This is a genomic window from Flavivirga sp. 57AJ16 (assembly GCF_028736925.1).
GTDB lineage: Bacteria > Bacteroidota > Bacteroidia > Flavobacteriales > Flavobacteriaceae > Flavivirga.
Genome location: NZ_JAQZAT010000015.1, coordinates 21,305 through 39,119 on the forward strand (window position 1 = coordinate 21,305; position 17,815 = coordinate 39,119).

Here is a 17,815-nt window from a genome sequence, read left to right on the forward strand (position 1 = left end):
CGGCATCTCCCCATTGGGGAGAACCATAAAAAACAAATAGATCTATATTTTGAATAAAAAAATTGAAATTAACATATAAATAAAATCCTATTGACCCCTAATAGGAATTCCCCCTTTGGGGGTTAGGGGGCTAATATGAAACAGGCATATATAGTAAAAGCATACAGAACAGCAGTTGGCAAAGCCCCAAAGGGTGTCTTTCGTTTTAAAAGAACTGACGAATTGGCTGCAGAAACCATTCAATACATGATGAAGGAATTACCCCAGTTAGACAAAACTCGCATTGACGATGTTATTGTTGGTAATGCGATGCCAGAAGGATCTCAGGGTTTAAATATGGCACGCCTTATCTCTTTAATGGGATTAAACAGTGTGGATATTCCAGGAGTGACCGTAAATCGTTTTTGCTCATCGGGTATTGAAACCATTGGTATTGCCACTGCAAAAATACAATCTGGAATGGCCGATTGCATTATTGCCGGAGGTGCAGAAAGTATGAGCGCCGTACCGATGACAGGTTTTAAACCTGAATTAAATTACGACATTGCAAAAGCTGGTCACGAAGATTATTATTGGGGCATGGGAAATACTGCAGAAGCCGTTGCCAACCAATTTAAAGTATCTCGTGAAGATCAAGATGAGTTTGCTTATAATTCGCATATGAAAGCTTTAAAAGCACAAGCTGAAGATCGTTTTCAAGATCAAATCGTACCTATTAAAGTGGAACAAACTTATATTGATTCAAATGGTAAAAAAGCCAATAAATCATATACGGTAACAAAAGATGAAGGTCCTCGCGCCGGAACAAGTTTAGAAGCTCTAGCTAAGTTAAGGCCCGTTTTCGCTCAAGGCGGTAGTGTCACTGCTGGAAACTCTTCACAAATGAGTGATGGTGCAGCCTTTGTAATGGTCATGAGTGAAGCCATGGTAAAAGAATTAAACCTAGAACCAATAGCACGTTTAGTAAACTATGCAGCAGCAGGTGTAGAACCACGTATCATGGGAATCGGTCCCGTAAAAGCCATACCAAAAGCATTAAAACAAGCTGGTTTACAACAATCAGATTTAGAGCTTATCGAATTAAATGAAGCATTCGCATCGCAATCTTTAGCGGTCATTAGAGAATTAAATCTCAACCCGGATATTGTAAACGTGAATGGAGGTGCCATAGCATTAGGACATCCACTTGGTTGTACAGGAGCCAAATTATCTGTGCAACTCTTTGATGAAATGCGTAAACGCCATATGAAAGGAAAATATGGAGCAGTTACCATGTGTGTAGGAACAGGCCAGGGAGCCTGTGGTATTTTTGAGTTTTTGAATTAAAGCCCCTTTGCCTACGGCATTTCCCCAAAGGGGAAAATAAAATAGCACCGTAGTTTAACCAAAAAGGTAGATTTAAAAAAAAGTTAAAAATAGGATAGTGCAAATTTTAAAATAACGTACAATTAAAATACCCGACAAATCCCCTTTCTTTCGGAAAGGGTAAGGGATAGAAACAAATGGAAGCAACAGAAAAAGAATTATTAAGAGGAGGTCAATTCCTTGTAAGAGAAACCAATTGTGAAGATGTATTCACTCCTGAAGATTTCAATGAGGATCAGTTAATGATGAAAGAAGCTGTAACTGAATTTGTTGACAGGGAAATTTGGGCTAATAAAGCCCAATTTGAAAAAAAGGACTATGCGTTAACGGAGTCCTGTATGCGAAAAGCTGGAGAACTTGGGTTCTTAAGCGTCTCCGTTCCCGAAGCCTATGGTGGTATGGGCATGGGCTTTGTAGACACTATGCTTGTTTGCGATTATATTTCTGGTGCCACTGGCTCATTTAGTACAGCTTTTGGTGCACATACCGGAATTGGTACCATGCCCATTACGCTTTATGGTACCGAGGAACAAAAACAAAAATATGTCCCCAAATTAGCTTCTGGCGAATGGTTTGGTTCATATTGCTTAACAGAGCCCAGTGCTGGTAGTGATGCCAATTCAGGTAAAACAAAAGCCGTACTTTCCGAAGACGGAAAAAGCTACAGCATTACAGGGCAAAAAATGTGGATTTCCAATGCTGGTTTTTGTAGTTTAATGATTGTTTTTGCCCGTATTGAAGACGATAAGAACATTACTGGATTTATAGTAGAATACGACCCTGAGAATCCTAATGGCATTACTATGGGAGAAGAAGAGCATAAACTGGGGATCCGTGCATCATCTACAAGACAGGTTTTCTTTAATGAGACTGTTGTCCCTATTGAAAATATGCTATCCACAAGAGGTAATGGATTTAAAATAGCCATGAATGCCTTAAATATTGGCAGAATAAAACTTGCAGCAGCTTGTTTGGATGCACAGCGCCGTGTTATAACAGAATCCATAAAATATGCCAACGAGCGTATTCAATTTAAAACACCCATTTCCAGTTTTGGAGCTATTCGCCAGAAAATAGCAGAAATGGCAACGAACTGCTGGGTAGGAGAAGCTGCAAGCTATAGAGCTGCAAAAAACATAGAAGACCGTATTCTTTTACGTCGTAATAACGGAAAAGACACCCACCAAGAAGCTGAATTAAAAAGTGTCGAAGAATATGCTATTGAATGTTCTATTTTAAAAGTCGCTGTTTCTGAATATACACAAAGATGTACCGATGAAGGTATCCAAATATTTGGAGGCATGGGCTTCTCTGAAGAAACGCCTATAGAATCAGCATGGCGAGATGCCCGTATAGCAAGAATTTATGAAGGTACCAATGAAATAAATAGGATGCTTTCAATTGGTATGCTTATTAAAAAAGCCATGAAAGGCCATGTAGATGTTTTAACGCCGGCCATGGCTGTTAAAGAGGAGTTGGTAGGCATTCCATCTTTTGAAGTACCTGACTATTCTGAGCTGTTTTCTGAAGAAAAAAACATCATACAAAACCTTAAAAAACTCTTCTTAATGGTAGCTGGAGCTGCTTTACAGAAGTATGGCGAAAAAATTGAAGAACAGCAGCAACTCATGTTGGCAGCATCAGATATTTTAATACAAATATACATTGCTGAATCTGCTATTTTACGTGCTGAAAAAATGGCCAAGAAAGAAGGTGAAGCCACAGTTAAAGAACAGATTGCTATGGCTAAATTAAACTTATTCCATGCTATAGATGTTATTGAAACTGCAGGTAAACATTCCATCATTTCATTTTCCACTGGCGATGAGCAACGTATGATGCTCATGGGGTTAAAACGTTATATTAAATATGTTAATATGCCAAATATTATAGAACTAAGAAATATTATAGCAGACAAAGTAACTAAAGAAAATAAATACTGTTTTTAGTATCAATAAAATAATTTGTGACTAACTCAATTTTAAAAACGCTCCGGACTTATTTTCGCAGCGTTTTTTTATTTTATACCGCTTCTCATTTGAACTGGCATTATGTTAAACTTGGAAAATATGTCCCTGTTTTAAATATCGCATACGTCTTATACCAATTATGAATTAAAATGAGCTACAGAAAACGATATTGCTTATTTGTTTTAGCCTGCTGCGAGTTATTTGCATAGCCTAAGCTATGGAAATGATGAGTAAAGTGATAAAACAAATTAATGAATGAGTTTGAATAGCGTATTTTAATTCATAATTGGTATTAATAATATAAACCAACTAGAGATCAACCATGATCTTACTTAAATTTAACTATATTTATATCAGATCGAGCGCAGGTTTAACCAACTTAAAACTTAAGATTATGAAAGTATCTATTATAATTGCATTGGTAACAATGGCCACCTTTTCTAGTTTATCCTGTAAAGCACAAGTTGAAAAAACACTAAAACCAAAATTAGAAAACATCTCTTGGATTTCCGGTCAATGGAAAGGAGAAGCTTTTGGAGGCCAAGTAGAAGAAAATTGGAGCAAACCATCTGGTGGCTCCATGATGGCAACTTTTAAACTCATTAACAATAATGCCGTATCATTTTATGAAATCGAAATAATTCGTGAAATAGAAAACACCCTTATTCTTCAATTAAAGCATTTTAATAACGATTTAACAGGATGGGAAACAAAAGATGAAACAGTAGATTTTCCTCTTAAAGAAATAACCGCTAATAAAGTTGTTTTTGAAGGCATGTCCTTTGAAAAAATAAGTAACAATGAAATGAACGTATATGTTGATATACATAAAAAAAATGGTTCTATAGAAACCGTTAAGTTTAATTATACCAAATAATAGACAATAAATACATGAAGCTAATAGATTAACATGACCCTGGGTTTATTTTCGTTATCTTTAAAACATTAATTTTCGGTCATGAAGTCTATCGTTTCTATTTTATTTATTTGCTTAGCCTTATCGCTCTTTTCCCAATCAAATTCTAACAATAACACAAATAAAGAACATGCAGCTCTAATTGTACAAAAACATATAGCTCCCTTTAACAATAGGGATTTAGAACAATTTATCAATGCTTTTGATGCGAATGTTTCCGTAAACAAGTTTCCAAACGATACCATGTACCTGGGCCGTGACAAACTAAAGGAAAATTATGCACGTTTTTTTAAAGAAAATAAAAAATCAAATGTTAAGGTACTAAACAGAATGGTTCTCAAAAATACAGTGGTCGATGAAGAATTGAGTACCATAAATTATAGGACCGATCGCCATATCACTATTTATAAAACAGATCATGAAGCTATCCATTCCATGACTTTTTTGCATAACTCTAAAACGACTTCAAATCCAGAGCGTGTTGTTAACAAACAGCTAGAAGCTTATAACAAAAGGGATATAGGGGCATTTGTGGCAACGTATTCCAGTAATATTAAACTATACAGGTATCCAAATGACCTAATTTCTGAAGGCCACCAAGCCATCCGTACAGCATATGTCTCATTCTTTGAAAAAGCACCAGATTTGAATGCTCAAATTGTAAATAGAATGGTATTGGGCAATAAAGTAATTGATAATGAAAAAGTTACTTTTAATGGTAATACTTTTTATGCAATTGCCATTTATGAAGTTCAAAACGAAAAAATCACAAAAGTCACATTCATTCAATAAAAAAATGAAATATACCCCGTTATTACTTTTACTATTAATTCCGTCGATCATCATTCCTCAAACCAATCAGCAATTATATGATATTATTGATGCCGTTTCATCAGAACGCATCAAACAAGATATTCAAACACTTGTAAATTTTGGAACAAGAAATACGTTTAGTGATACGATTTCAAACACTAGAGGTATTGGAGCAGCAAGGCGATGGATAAAATCTGAATTTGAAGCTATCTCAAAAGATTGCAACCATTGCCTCGAAGTCTTTTATCAAAAAGACTTTGTTACCAATAATAATAATAATAATAATAATAATAATAATAATCGTGTACCACACGATGCATGGGTTGTTAATGTGGTTGCCATTCAAAAAGGCACAAAATACCCCAACCGCTTTATTATTATGAGTGGTGATATTGATTCTCGTGCTAGTGACACTATGGATTTTACTACAGATGCTCCTGGAGCCAATGATAATGCTTCCGGTATGGCAGGAACCATAGAAGCTGCCAGGGTTTTATCTAAATATACATTTGAAAGCAGTATTATCTATGTTGGTCTGTCTGGTGAAGAACAAGGCCTTTTTGGTGGTGCCGGACTAGCAAAATATGCTCAGGAAAAAGCCTGGGATATTATTGGAATTTTCAATAACGATATGATCGGAAATATAAAAGGAGTTGATGGGGTCATTGATAATCGTTCCTTCAGGATTTTTTCAGAACCTGTACCTCCAAACGAAACAGAACGCCAAAGAAGACTTCGTCGATTCTATGGTGGTGAAGTAGATGGTATTTCACGTCAATTGGCACGCTACGTTCATAAAACCACAAAAACCTATATGCCAGAGATGCATCCTATGATGGTTTATAGGTTGGACAGGTTTGGGCGCGGTGGTCACCATCGTCCATTTAACGATTTAGGATATGCAGGGATTCGTATCATGGAAGCCCATGAGAACTACACACAACAGCATCAGGACATTCGTGAAGAAAATGGTATAAAATATGGCGACGTTATAGACCATGTAAATTTTGATTATGCAAAAAAACTCACCGCAGTAAACGCTATAAATATGGCAAGTTTGGCTAAGGCACCACCAGCACCAAAACATGTTAGTATTGGAGGCATTGTAGAACCTGCTGCAAAATTTAAATGGGATAAAGTTAAGGGGGCCAAAGGCTATAAAATTTACTGGAGAAATACCACCTCTCCTACTTGGGATCATAGCAGATATGTTGGAGATGTCTCAGAATTCACATTAGATGGTATTGTTATTGATAATTATTTTTTCGGAATAGCCTCTGTTGGTGAAAATGGTTTTGAAAGTGTTGTTGTATTTCCTAATAATGTCTTTAGGAATTAAAAACATTAACAAATCCTTAAGAACCTTTTTATTTAATTTTGAGCAAAAGCTAAAATAATGACCTATCGTTTATATCTATTATACCTTTTATTAGTAATGCCATGTGTTTCCATAAGCGCCCAAGGGTTACTTTCAGAAAAAAACAATTTTACCAGACAGGACACCTTAAGAGGTTCTATAACCCCAGAACGTTCCTGGTGGGATTTAAATTATTATCACTTGGATATTAAGGTAGATCCAGATAAAAAATTCATTTCTGGAAAAAACACCATTCAGTATACCGTTTTAAAGGATCATTCTGTGATGCAAATTGATTTGCAGGCACCTCTAAACCTTACCAAAGCCATTCAGAACGATAAAGAATTAAAAATAAAACATGATGGTAATGCCCATTTTATAAATCTTATTGAAAAACAAAAAATAGGAGACATATATACTATTGAGATCCATTATCAAGGCAATCCAAAAGAAGCTGTTAGAGCACCTTGGGATGGTGGGATTTCATGGAAAAAAGACCAAAACGGAAACCATTTTGTAGCGTCTTCTTGCCAAGGTTTAGGTGCTAGTGTGTGGTGGCCCTGTAAAGACCATATGTATGATGAAGTAGACAGTATGCTTATTAGTGTAAATGTACCTAAAAACTTAATGAATGTTTCTAATGGCCGATTAAGACGTGTAGAACAATATACCGATACAAAAACATATAGTTGGTTTGTTAAAAACCCTATAAATAATTATGGTGTTAATATAAATATTGGCGATTATGCTAACTTCTCGGAAGTCTATAATGGGCTAGGCGGACATTTAGATATGGATTATTATGTGCTTAAGGACAATCTTGAAAAAGCCAAAGAACAGTTTAAGCAAGCACCAAAAATGATGAAAGCTTTCGAGCATTGGTTTGGCCAGTACCCCTTTTATGCAGACAGTTTTAAACTAGTTGAAGTACCTTATTTAGGCATGGAACACCAAAGTAGTGTGACTTATGGAAATGGTTATAAAAATGGTTATTTGGGTAATGATCTATCGGGCACAGGTTGGGGTTTAAAATTCGACTTCATTATTATTCATGAAGCGGGACATGAATGGTTCGCAAATAACATTACAAACAAGGATGCTGCAGATATGTGGATTCATGAAGGTTTTACGACGTACTCTGAAAATTTATTTCTGGATTATTATTATGGAAAAAAAGCGTCTGCTGATTATGTTATTGGTACTAGAAAAAACATTCAAAACGATAGGCCTTTAATTGGACATTATGGTGTAAATAGTGAAGGTTCAGGAGATATGTACTATAAAGGTGCCAATATGCTACATACGCTTAGGCAACTTATTGAAGATGATGAAAAATGGCGGCAAATTTTACGTGGATTAAATAAAGATTTCTTTCATCAAACGGTGACGACACAACAAATCGAAAATTATTTAAGTGATAAAACAGGTATAGATCTCACAGAATTTTTTAATCAATACCTAAGAACCACAAAAATCCCAACACTTGAATATGCCATTGATAAAAATGAATTAAAATATCGTTGGACCCATATTGTTGATAAATTCGATATGCCCATTCAAGTTCGTATTAATGGAAATGAGCAATGGTTATTTCCGAAATCCGATTGGCAAAAAATAACATCAGAATTAAACATTGTATCATTTGAAGTCGATCGGGATTTTTATATTGATGTAAACAAACTTTAAGAATATTGGAAATTACCGAGCTATATTTTAAAACAGATACCGAATGGCGTGACTGGTTGCACGCAAACCACAATATCTCTAAAGGTGTTTACCTCATCTTTTATAAAGTGGAAAATAAAGAAGCCTCCATGCGCTGGGAAGAAGCTGTAAAAGTAGCACTTTGTTATGGTTGGATAGATTCCACAGTAAAAAGTCTGGGTCATGGAAAGCGCCGACAACGCTTCTCTCCTAGAAATCCAAAAAGTGTATGGAGTGCCTTGAACAAAAGGTACATAGAAGAATTAACCGCCAATAATTTAATGCACAAAAGCGGTCTTAAAATTATTGAAACCGGAAAACAAAATGGGTCGTGGACCGCTCTGGACGAGGTTGAAAAAGGCATCATTCCAGAAGCATTACAATTGGCCTTTGATAAAAACCCCACAGCCTTTAACAACTATAACAATTTTGCACCTTCATACAGAAAAGGGTATCTATATTGGGTCAGCCAGGCCAAAAGAGAAGAAACCAAACAAAAGCGTATTTCTGAAATTATAAAGCTTTGCGAAGCCAATATAAAAGACAGAGGGGGTTGGTAAGCTAGATGCCGCTTATAAAACTCCCATAAGGGTCTTTAAACTGAATGCCCTCTGTAAATCTCTGTTTGCTCAATTGTTTATATTCCACTAAAGCCCAAAGTACAAACTCCTTCATAAAATAACGATCCTGTTTAGATACATTGGGTTGGTATGCACCTAACAAATCATCTAACGGGGAAATAGCATCCAACACACGCCTATATTCTTTATCACGTAAATCATCCAACAGCTCAAAACCATCTTTCTGATTAAAAAACCAGGATACAATAGCATCATAAGGGCTTTCATCCTCTTGCTTTTTTAGCTTTTCTATCTTTGGAAAAAATTCACCAAACAAGCTCTTAACAGCTTCGCCTATTAAATTATAGGCAACCACTGCCGCTCCCTCCTGCTCGCCTTCATAAACCAATTCTACTTTTCCTGTAATAGAGGGAATAATACCCACAAAATCGCTTAAACGTAACATAGTTGTTTTATCGCCCGATATCAAGACCCTACGTTCGGCTGTGCTTAACAAATTTTCTAATGCTGTAATACTCAATCGTGCGCTTACACCACTTTTAACATCTATAAAATCATTTTTACGAGCTTCAAAAACTATTTGTTCCAATAAATCCCTGGCCAAATCGGGAACTAAAACAGTCTGCTTTTGACCTTCCGCTAATTTGGCTTCCTGTTCTGTTATTAACCGGGCCGTTTCTATATCTATTGGGTAATGTGTTAAAATTTGAGAGCCTATTCTATCTTTTAAAGGGGTTACAATACTTCCCCTATTGGTATAATCTTCGGGATTTGCCGTAAATAAAAACTGAATATCCAATGGTAAACGTAATTTGAAGCCTCTAATTTGAATATCGCCCTCTTGCAAAATATTGAATAATGCCACTTGAATTCTAGCTTGCAAATCGGGCAATTCATTAATTACAAAAATACAACGATTTGCTCTTGGTATCATACCATAATGAATCACGCGATCGTCTGCATAGCTTAATTTTAAATTAGCAGCTTTAATAGGATCTACATCGCCAATAATATCAGCTACCGTGACATCTGGTGTTGCCAATTTTTCTGCAAAACGCTCGCTCCTATGCAACCATGAAATAGGTGTATCGTCCCCTTTTTCCTTTATCAGTTCCACTGCAAACCTTGAAATAGGTTGCAACGGATCATCATTAATCTCGGAGCCCTCAACATAAGGAATATAGTCGTCCAGTAAGTTCAACATTAAACGGGCCAAACGTGTTTTTGCCTGTCCCCGTAACCCTAAAAGATTGATGTTATGACGTGATAGAATAGCACGTTCCAACTCAGGAATCACGGTATTTTCGTAACCGTGAACCCCTTCAAAGGTTGTTTCTTTATTTTTTATTTTCTGAATGAGATTGGCTCTCAATTCATCTTTAATAGATTTAGGTTGATAACCTGCTTTTTTTAATTCGCCTAATGTTTTTATGTCCATATTTGCCTCTCCCTAACCCTCTCCAAAAGAGAGGGAACTGTTATGGGGTGTATTATGATTTAACTTTATTTTTTTACTAAAATTTTCTTTTAAAAAATTTGATAAAAGTATTTGCTCCTCCCCTTCGGGGAGGTTGGGTGGGGCTTACCCCCTAATCCGCTTCTTTCTATTCGTTTCATAATCTTCAAAAATCATTTCTCCCAATCCTTTCAACCCAGTATAAAATGCCTTGCCTTGATTGGCATAGGTAAACTCCCTTACAAACTGCATCAAATAAGGATCTTGAGCAATCATAAATGTTGTAATAGGAATATGTAAGCGCCTTGCCTGCTGTGCCATCGCATAACACTTATTTACAATGTGCTTATCCAGTCCATTACTGTTTTTATAGTACTGACCATCGGGCAAACGCAAACAGCTAGGCTTCCCATCCGTAATCATAAAAATTTGCTTGTTGGTATTTCTTTTTCTTCGTAGTAAATCCATTGCCAATTGTAAACCGGCGACCGTATTAGTATGGTACGGCCCTACTTTTAAATAAGGCAGATCTTTAATTTCAATCTGCCAGGCATCATTGCCAAAAACCAAAATATCCAAGGTATCCTTTGGATAGCGCGTCGTAATTAATTCGGCCAATGCCATAGCCACTTTTTTAGCTGGCGTAATACGATCTTCACCATAAAGAATCATACTGTGGCTGATATCGATCATTAAAACTGTGCTCATTTGTGATTTATGGAGTGTTTCTTCAACCACCAAGTCTTCTTCCGACAGGTTAAAATCTCCAATACCGTGACTGATCTGGGCATTTTTTAAACTTTCGGTCATAGATACTTTATCTAAAGCATCCCCAAATTGATAATTTCTATACGCACCTGTATGCTCATCCCCTAACCCTATGCCTTTACTCTTATGGTTGCCTTGTCCGCTACGTTTAATCTTCCCAAAAATATGATCTAAAGCTTGCTGGCGAATAGCACGCTCCGTTTTTGCGGTAATTGTCATCCCCCCGTTACCATCAGGATCTATGGCTTCTCTTATATAGCCCTTCTTTTTTAAATCCTCAATAAAATCATCAACAGTATAGTCATCGGTGCTAAGTTTATATTCCTTGTCCAATTCCCGCAACCAATCAATAGCTTCGTCAAAATCACCCGAAGTGTACGTAATAAGTTCTTTGAAAACCTCAAAAAAATTATCAAACGGCGATTGATAAGGCTTTTCATATTTTTTAAATACGAATCCTTTCCTTATGGCTTTATCATTTCTCATAGCCCTATAAAAATACTATATTTTTCTATAATATTATATTAACATCTCATTAAGAATCTCACATTTAGTTTTTCTTATCTTTATTCGGATTAATCCGAATATATAATGAAAAGAACCTTTTTTTTATTGACACTATTAGCTTCAATCCCTATATTATCCCAAGAATTCTCAATGGACTTATTAAAAAGCATGCCCCCGCGAAACGTGGGTCCTGGTGGCATGTCCGGTCGTGTCACAGCCATTGATGTTGTGCTTTCTAACCCAGATATCATGTATGTAGGGACTGCTTCTGGTGGTTTATGGAAATCTACTTCTGGAGGTATTAAATGGGAGCCTATTTTTGATAAAGAGGTTACTGCTTCTATTGGAGCCGTTGCCATTCAACAATCTAACCCAAGTGTGATCTGGGCCGGAACTGGAGAGGGCAATCCAAGAAATAGTTTAAATGGGGGTTATGGTATATACAAATCATTAGATGGAGGCAAAAATTGGAAATTAATGGGTTTGGAAAAAACACGCCATATCCACCGTGTTGTTATCGACCCAACAAACCCTAACATCGTTTATGTGGCTGCTATTGGCTCGCCTTGGGGGATGCATCCAGAACGTGGCATATACAAAACGACTGATGGAGGCAAGACATGGAACAACATATTATTCGTCAATAATAAAACTGGAGCAGCCGACTTGGTCATGGATCCAACAAATCCCAATAAATTAATTGCAGCCATGTGGGAACATAAACGAGATCCCTGGTTTTTTAATTCAGGAGGTACAGGTTCTGGGCTGCACATGACACATGATGGCGGTGAAACATGGAAAAAACTAACCGACGAAGACGGCTTACCGGATGGACATTTAGGACGTATAGGTATTGCCATTGCTGCCAACAAACCCAATACTATTTATGCGCTTATTGAAGCTAAAAAAAATGCGCTCTATAAAAGCGAGGATGGTGGTTTTAAATGGCAAAAAATAAATGATAAAAATGGTATTGGTAATCGGCCTTTTTATTATTCTGAAATCTATGTAGATCCACAAAACGAAAATCGCATTTACTCGGTATTCACCTATGTAAATGTTAGTGAAGATGGTGGCAAAAACTTTTCTCAGCTCATGCCAGCCTATGGTGCTAATAATGGTATTCACCCAGACCATCATGCCTGGTGGATACATCCTACCAATGGTGATTTTATGATCGATGGTAATGATGGTGGATTGAACATTACTAAAGATGGTGGTAAAACATGGCGGTTTATAGGAAACCTACCTGTGTCGCAATTTTATCACATAAACGTAGATAATGATGTGCCATATAATATTTATGGAGGCATGCAAGACAATGGTTCCTGGAAAGGTCCTGCTTATGTTTGGCGTTCACAAGGTATTAGAAACTCTTATTGGCAAGAAATAAGTTTTGGTGATGGTTTCGATGTGATCCCAGACAAAGAGGATGCTCGATTTGGTTGGTCTATGAGTCAGCAAGGTTACGTAAGTAGGTACGATGCTGAAACCGGAAATAATTATTTAGTAAAACCGACGCATCCCAATGCCGACATAAAACTTAGGTTTAACTGGAACGCTGCTATTAATATAGATCCTTTTAATTCCAGTACCCTTTATTTCGGAAGTCAATTTGTTCACAAATCTACAGATAAGGGTTTAACATGGACGATTATTTCTGAAGATCTAACAACAAACGATCCGGAAAAACAAAAACAAAGCGAAAGTGGCGGGTTAACAATGGATGCTACTGGGGCAGAAAACCACTGTACCATCCTAGTTATTGAACCTTCTCCACTGGAAAAGGATATGCTCTGGATTGGTACAGATGATGGTCGTGTGCACATTACTCAAAATGGCGGACAGACTTACACCGATGTTACAAAAAATATTAAAGACCTACCTCCGGGAAGTTGGATTCCTCAAATAAAGGCATCCAATAAAAATAAAGGTGAAGCACTTTTAATAGCCAATGATTATAGACGTTTTAACTACACCCCTTATGCCTATAGAACTAAAAACTATGGCAAAACATGGCAACGTATTGTCGATGCTAAGGATGTAAAGAGCTATACCTTAGCAATAGTAGAAGATATTGAAAATCCTAATCTGTTATTTTTGGGAACAGATGATGGCTTGTACATATCATTAGATGCAGGAAACAAATGGACTAAATGGACAGAAGGCTTCCCTACTGTTCCTGTAAAAGATTTAGTTATTCACCCGCGTGAGCATGATTTAATAATTGGAACCTTTGGCCGTGCTGCATGGGTTTTAGATGACATTCGTCCATTACGGGCCATGGCTAAAAACCAGCAAGTCCTTACCCAAAAATTAGAGTTATTCCAACCTCCCACAGCTTATCTGGCCGCTTATCAACAACCAACTGGAACGCGCTTTGGCGGTGATGCGATATATCATGGCGAAAACAGAAAAGCAGGCGCACAAATAGCCTATTATGTAACCATTGATAACAAAGAGGCGTCTAATGAAAAGGAGGACGAAACAAAGAATGGTATTGATGACGAAAAGGAGGGTGAAGATGAAGAACATTCAAATGATGATGACCAAAAAGATAATGAGAACCTGAATCAAGTTCAGGTTAAATGGGATTCATTGACTATGAAAATTTATGACGAAGACCGTTTAATTAGAACATTAAAACAAAAAGCACCCGAAGAAACCGGGGTATATAAATGGACTTGGCATATGAATGAAAAAGGGCCAGATAGAGCGTCTCGAAGGATTAGCAAAAGCACTAATGAACCAGGAGGCGTTAGAGCAAAACCTGGAACCTATAAAATAGTGTTGAATTTTGGAGATCAAAGCTCGGAAGCAATGATTACCATCAAAAATGATCCACGTTTAAACAAATCGGATCATGCCATCAATGCGGTATACAATGCTTCAAAAGACATTGAAAACATGCTACAAACCACAGCAGATGTTGTCAAGCAATTGGTTGAGAGTAAACAAATTGCCGAAAAGTATCAATCCGAATTAAAAAAATTGGATAAAGAATTATACAAAGACCAAATAAAAGCTTCAAAGGATATAACTAAGAAGATGGACAATATCATTAATTTATTTTTAGGAAAAGAAGATAAAAGACAAGGCATCACCCGTAATCCAGAAGCCACTATCACCCAGCGCATAAATCAAGCCTATAGCTATGTAACATCTAGACAAAATGGATTGACCTCAACAGAAACCACGCTCATAGAACATGCAAAAGAAGCTTTAAAAAATGGGATGAACAAAACAAATATATTTTTTAATGAAGACTGGAAAACCTACAAAAATTTGGTAGAAAGCATAAAACTATCCCCATTTAAAGATGTGAAATCATTTAAAACCAATTAAATATGAATAAACTACTAACCTTAATGCTTCTTGTTTTGTTTATCTCTTGTAAAAAAGAGAAACAAAACAAAGAAACCGCTCTTAATTTAAAAGCGTACACCATTGAACAGTTCATGGATAATGAAGCTGTAAGTGGAGGAAGTTTTTCTCCGGACAAATCAAAATTATTAGTCTCTAGTAATCGATCTGGCATTTATAATATGTATACAGTTCCAACAAAGGGCGGCGACTTTACACCTATAACCGCTTCAGATTCTTCATCTATTTTTGCTATCTCGTACTTTCCAAACGATGAGCGTATGCTGTATAGAGCCGATGGTAATGGTGATGAAATTTACCATTTATATTCACGGGATACAGATGGTACCATTACAGAATTAACGCCAGATAAAGGAGCAAGAGCTTCTTTTTACGGTTGGTCCCACGATGGCAAAAGCTTTGCTTATGGCTCTAATAAAAGAGACAAACGCTATATGGATATTTACGAAATGAGCTTGGATGGCATGTCTTCTAAGCTCATTTACCAAAACGACGAAGGTTATAGCCTAAATGCTATTTCCAGTAATAAAAACCTCATCGCTTTTAGTAAACCAATAAACACAAATGATAGTGACATTTTCATTTATAACAGAACGGATAAATCACTTGTCAAAGTAAACGAAAATCAGAGCAGTAACTCTGCCCAAGATTTCTCTTTAAACAATGAAACCCTTTATTATACTACAGATGATGGTGCAGAGTTTTCGTATCTCATGAAATATAATATCGCTACGGGTGAAAAGGAAAAAGTTTTGGAAAGACCTTGGGACATAAGCGGTATTTATTTTACCCATAATGAGAAGTACATGGTAATTTTTATAAATGAAGATGCTAAAAACTCTATAGAAATACTGGATATGTCTTCTGGCAAAAACCTAAAGCTTCCAGATTTTCAAAACGGTAGCATAACCAGTATTGGTATTTCCAGAGATGAAACGATGATGCGCATGTATGTTGGTGGCTCAAATAGTCCTTCAAATTTATTCACTTACAATTTTGCCACTAAAGAGCAACATCAGCTTACTAATGTCCTTAATAAGGATATAGACCCAAATCATTTAGTAACAGCTAAAGTGATTAGGTATAAATCTTTTGATGGTGTTGAAATTCCTGCCATTTATTATTTACCGCATCAAGCATCGGCAGAAAATAAAGTGCCCGCTCTTGTTTTAGTACATGGTGGTCCTGGCGGGCAAAGCAGACAAAACTTTAATTCTCTAACGCAATATCTTGTTAACCATGGCTATGCTGTACTCGCTGTAAACAATCGAGGAAGTAGTGGTTACGGTAAAACATTTTTTCAAATGGATGATCTAAATCATGGTGAAAAAGATTTGCAAGATTGTGTAGAAGGTAAAAATTGGTTAACCTCACAGCCAGAAATTGATGCCCATAAAATTGGCATTATGGGTGGGTCTTATGGTGGATACATGACGATGGCTGCCTTAACTTACACCCCAGAAGAATTTGCCGTAGGTGTTAACCTGTTTGGTGTTACAAACTGGATGCGTACGCTTAAAAGCATTCCGCCATGGTGGGAATCTTTTAAAGAGGCGCTTTACAAAGAATTAGGAAACCCTCATACAGCAGATTCTATAAGACTACATAGAATATCTCCTTTATTCCATACCGATAAAGTAACGAAACCTTTAATTGTTTTGCAAGGTGCTAAAGACCCTAGGGTTTTACAAGTAGAGTCTGATGAAATCGTTTCTGGTGTTCGTAAAAATGGGGTTCCTGTTGAGTATGTTCTATTTGAAGATGAAGGGCATGGTTTTGTAAAAAAAGAAAATCAAATTGAAGCTTACAGCAGTATTCTCAAATTTTTAGACACCTATCTTAAAAAAGAAAATGCGCCCATAGATGGTGAAATTCCTGTAAAGGAAATAGAAGCTGAAGCAGTAAACTAGATGAAATAAAAAACGATGTCTAAAAAGTAATCTATTTTGTTCATTCAGAGCATTCCGACTGTTGTCGGAATGCTCTGAATGAACAACTATAAATTGTATATATGAAAACACGTATAAAGGTAGACTCGTGCTAAAAATTATAACTAGTGTATGGAAAAAGACGCAATGATGTAACGTTGAATAATAGTAGTTGTGTGTCATTCAGAAGGAGGGACCTGAAGAATCTGTGTGAACTTATTAAAAGATTCTTCGCTGTGCTCTGAATGACAAATAGCTGCGCTCTGAATGACACTTTTTACCTTTTTTTATTTTAGATAGACCGATCTTTATTCTATTCGCTTTAAACCTTCTAGACTTTCAATCTTTATTTGCTTGCCAATAGTAGAAATGAGTCCTTCTTTTTTAAATTGGGACAAGACTCTTATGGCAGACTCTGTAGCGGTACCAACTATATTGGCAAAATCTTCACGGGACAACAAAACACTAAGTGTACCATCTGGATTCACTCCAAAACTATCATGTATATATATTAATGTTTCTGCTAAACGTTGTCTTACGGATTTTTGAGCCATATTAACGATAATATCATCAGCTTCTTTTAAATCGTGTGCCATATCCTGCAAAACATCAAATGAAAACTTCGGGTTCTTTTGAAGGTCTGCCATTATTTCACTTTTAGGTATAAAACAGACTTCCATATCATTTAAAGCCGTTGCCTGTAAATTAGAACTTTCGTTGCTTATCAAAGAACGCTGACCTAACAATTGGCCTTTAACAACCATTTTTACGATTTGATCTTTACCATTTTCACTTAATTTAGAAAGTTTACAAATACCATCTTTAACGCAATAAACGCCATTTACAGCATCTCCTTCTTCAAAAATGACCGTGCCTTTTTTTATGATGTGAGAAGTTTTACAATTAGAAATACGTACCAACTCCTCTTTGGTCAAAGACTTAAGCGAATTAAATTGCTTAATAATACATTGTTCACATTTGCTCATATATAATTAATTACCCATGAAGTAAAAATAAAGAAAACATGACAATTATCATATGATAAAGTGAAATCATTTATGATTTT

The 17,815-nt window shown here is 36.3% G+C and carries 12 protein-coding genes; 9 read left to right on the forward strand and 3 right to left on the reverse strand.

Annotated features, from left to right (window positions below; all coding sequences use genetic code 11):
- The first annotated feature begins 135 nt into the window (after positions 1-135).
- The 7 genes from PQO00_RS15825 to PQO00_RS15855 all read left to right on the forward strand — a co-directional run bounded on the left by PQO00_RS15825 (position 136) and on the right by PQO00_RS15855 (position 8,685).
- Positions 136-1,326: an acetyl-CoA C-acyltransferase gene (locus PQO00_RS15825; protein ID WP_274185827.1), complete on the forward strand. Its 1,191-nt coding sequence runs from the start codon at positions 136-138 to the stop codon at positions 1,324-1,326.
- Between the two features lie 176 nt (positions 1,327-1,502).
- Positions 1,503-3,314 carry an acyl-CoA dehydrogenase family protein gene (locus tag PQO00_RS15830; protein ID WP_274185828.1) on the forward strand — a complete coding sequence of 604 codons (1,812 nt, stop codon included), beginning with the start codon at positions 1,503-1,505 and terminating at the stop codon, positions 3,312-3,314.
- A 415-nt stretch (positions 3,315-3,729) separates the two neighbouring features.
- Entirely contained in the window at positions 3,730-4,212 is a 483-nt protein-coding gene (locus PQO00_RS15835; protein WP_274185829.1) for a DUF6265 family protein, read from the forward strand.
- Between the two features lie 81 nt (positions 4,213-4,293).
- Entirely contained in the window at positions 4,294-5,043 is a 750-nt protein-coding gene (locus PQO00_RS15840) for a nuclear transport factor 2 family protein (RefSeq protein WP_274185830.1), read from the forward strand.
- Positions 5,044-5,047: 4 nt separating this feature from the next.
- Positions 5,048-6,403 (forward strand): M28 family peptidase, encoded by a 1,356-nt coding sequence (locus PQO00_RS15845; RefSeq protein WP_274185831.1) that lies wholly within the window; start codon positions 5,048-5,050, stop codon positions 6,401-6,403.
- A gap of 96 nt (positions 6,404-6,499) precedes the next feature.
- Entirely contained in the window at positions 6,500-8,107 is a 1,608-nt protein-coding gene (locus tag PQO00_RS15850) for a M1 family metallopeptidase (RefSeq protein ID WP_274185895.1), read from the forward strand.
- Between the two features lie 5 nt (positions 8,108-8,112).
- Entirely contained in the window at positions 8,113-8,685 is a 573-nt protein-coding gene (locus PQO00_RS15855; RefSeq protein ID WP_274185832.1) for a YdeI family protein, read from the forward strand.
- A 1-nt stretch (position 8,686) separates the two neighbouring features.
- On the opposite strand, the gene PQO00_RS15860 is transcribed toward PQO00_RS15855, so the two are convergent.
- Together PQO00_RS15860 and PQO00_RS15865 are read right to left on the reverse strand one after the other, a co-directional pair.
- A complete protein-coding gene (locus PQO00_RS15860; RefSeq protein WP_274185833.1) occupies positions 8,687-10,144 on the reverse strand; it encodes a magnesium chelatase in 1,458 nt (485 codons plus the stop codon).
- Between the two features lie 144 nt (positions 10,145-10,288).
- On the reverse strand, positions 10,289-11,416 hold the full coding sequence (locus PQO00_RS15865; RefSeq protein ID WP_274185834.1) for a VWA domain-containing protein: 1,128 nt from the start codon (positions 11,414-11,416) through the stop codon (positions 10,289-10,291).
- Between the two features lie 105 nt (positions 11,417-11,521).
- On the opposite strand from PQO00_RS15865, the gene PQO00_RS15870 reads away from it, so the two are divergent.
- A complete protein-coding gene (locus tag PQO00_RS15870) occupies positions 11,522-14,782 on the forward strand; it encodes a hypothetical protein (protein ID WP_274185835.1) in 3,261 nt (1,086 codons plus the stop codon).
- 2 nt (positions 14,783-14,784) lie between these two features.
- Entirely contained in the window at positions 14,785-16,731 is a 1,947-nt protein-coding gene (locus PQO00_RS15875) for a S9 family peptidase (protein WP_274185836.1), read from the forward strand.
- Between the two features lie 326 nt (positions 16,732-17,057).
- Here PQO00_RS15875 and PQO00_RS15880 read toward each other — a convergent pair whose 3' ends face one another.
- Entirely contained in the window at positions 17,058-17,735 is a 678-nt protein-coding gene (locus PQO00_RS15880; protein ID WP_274185837.1) for a Crp/Fnr family transcriptional regulator, read from the reverse strand.
- Positions 17,736-17,815: the final 80 nt, after the last annotated feature.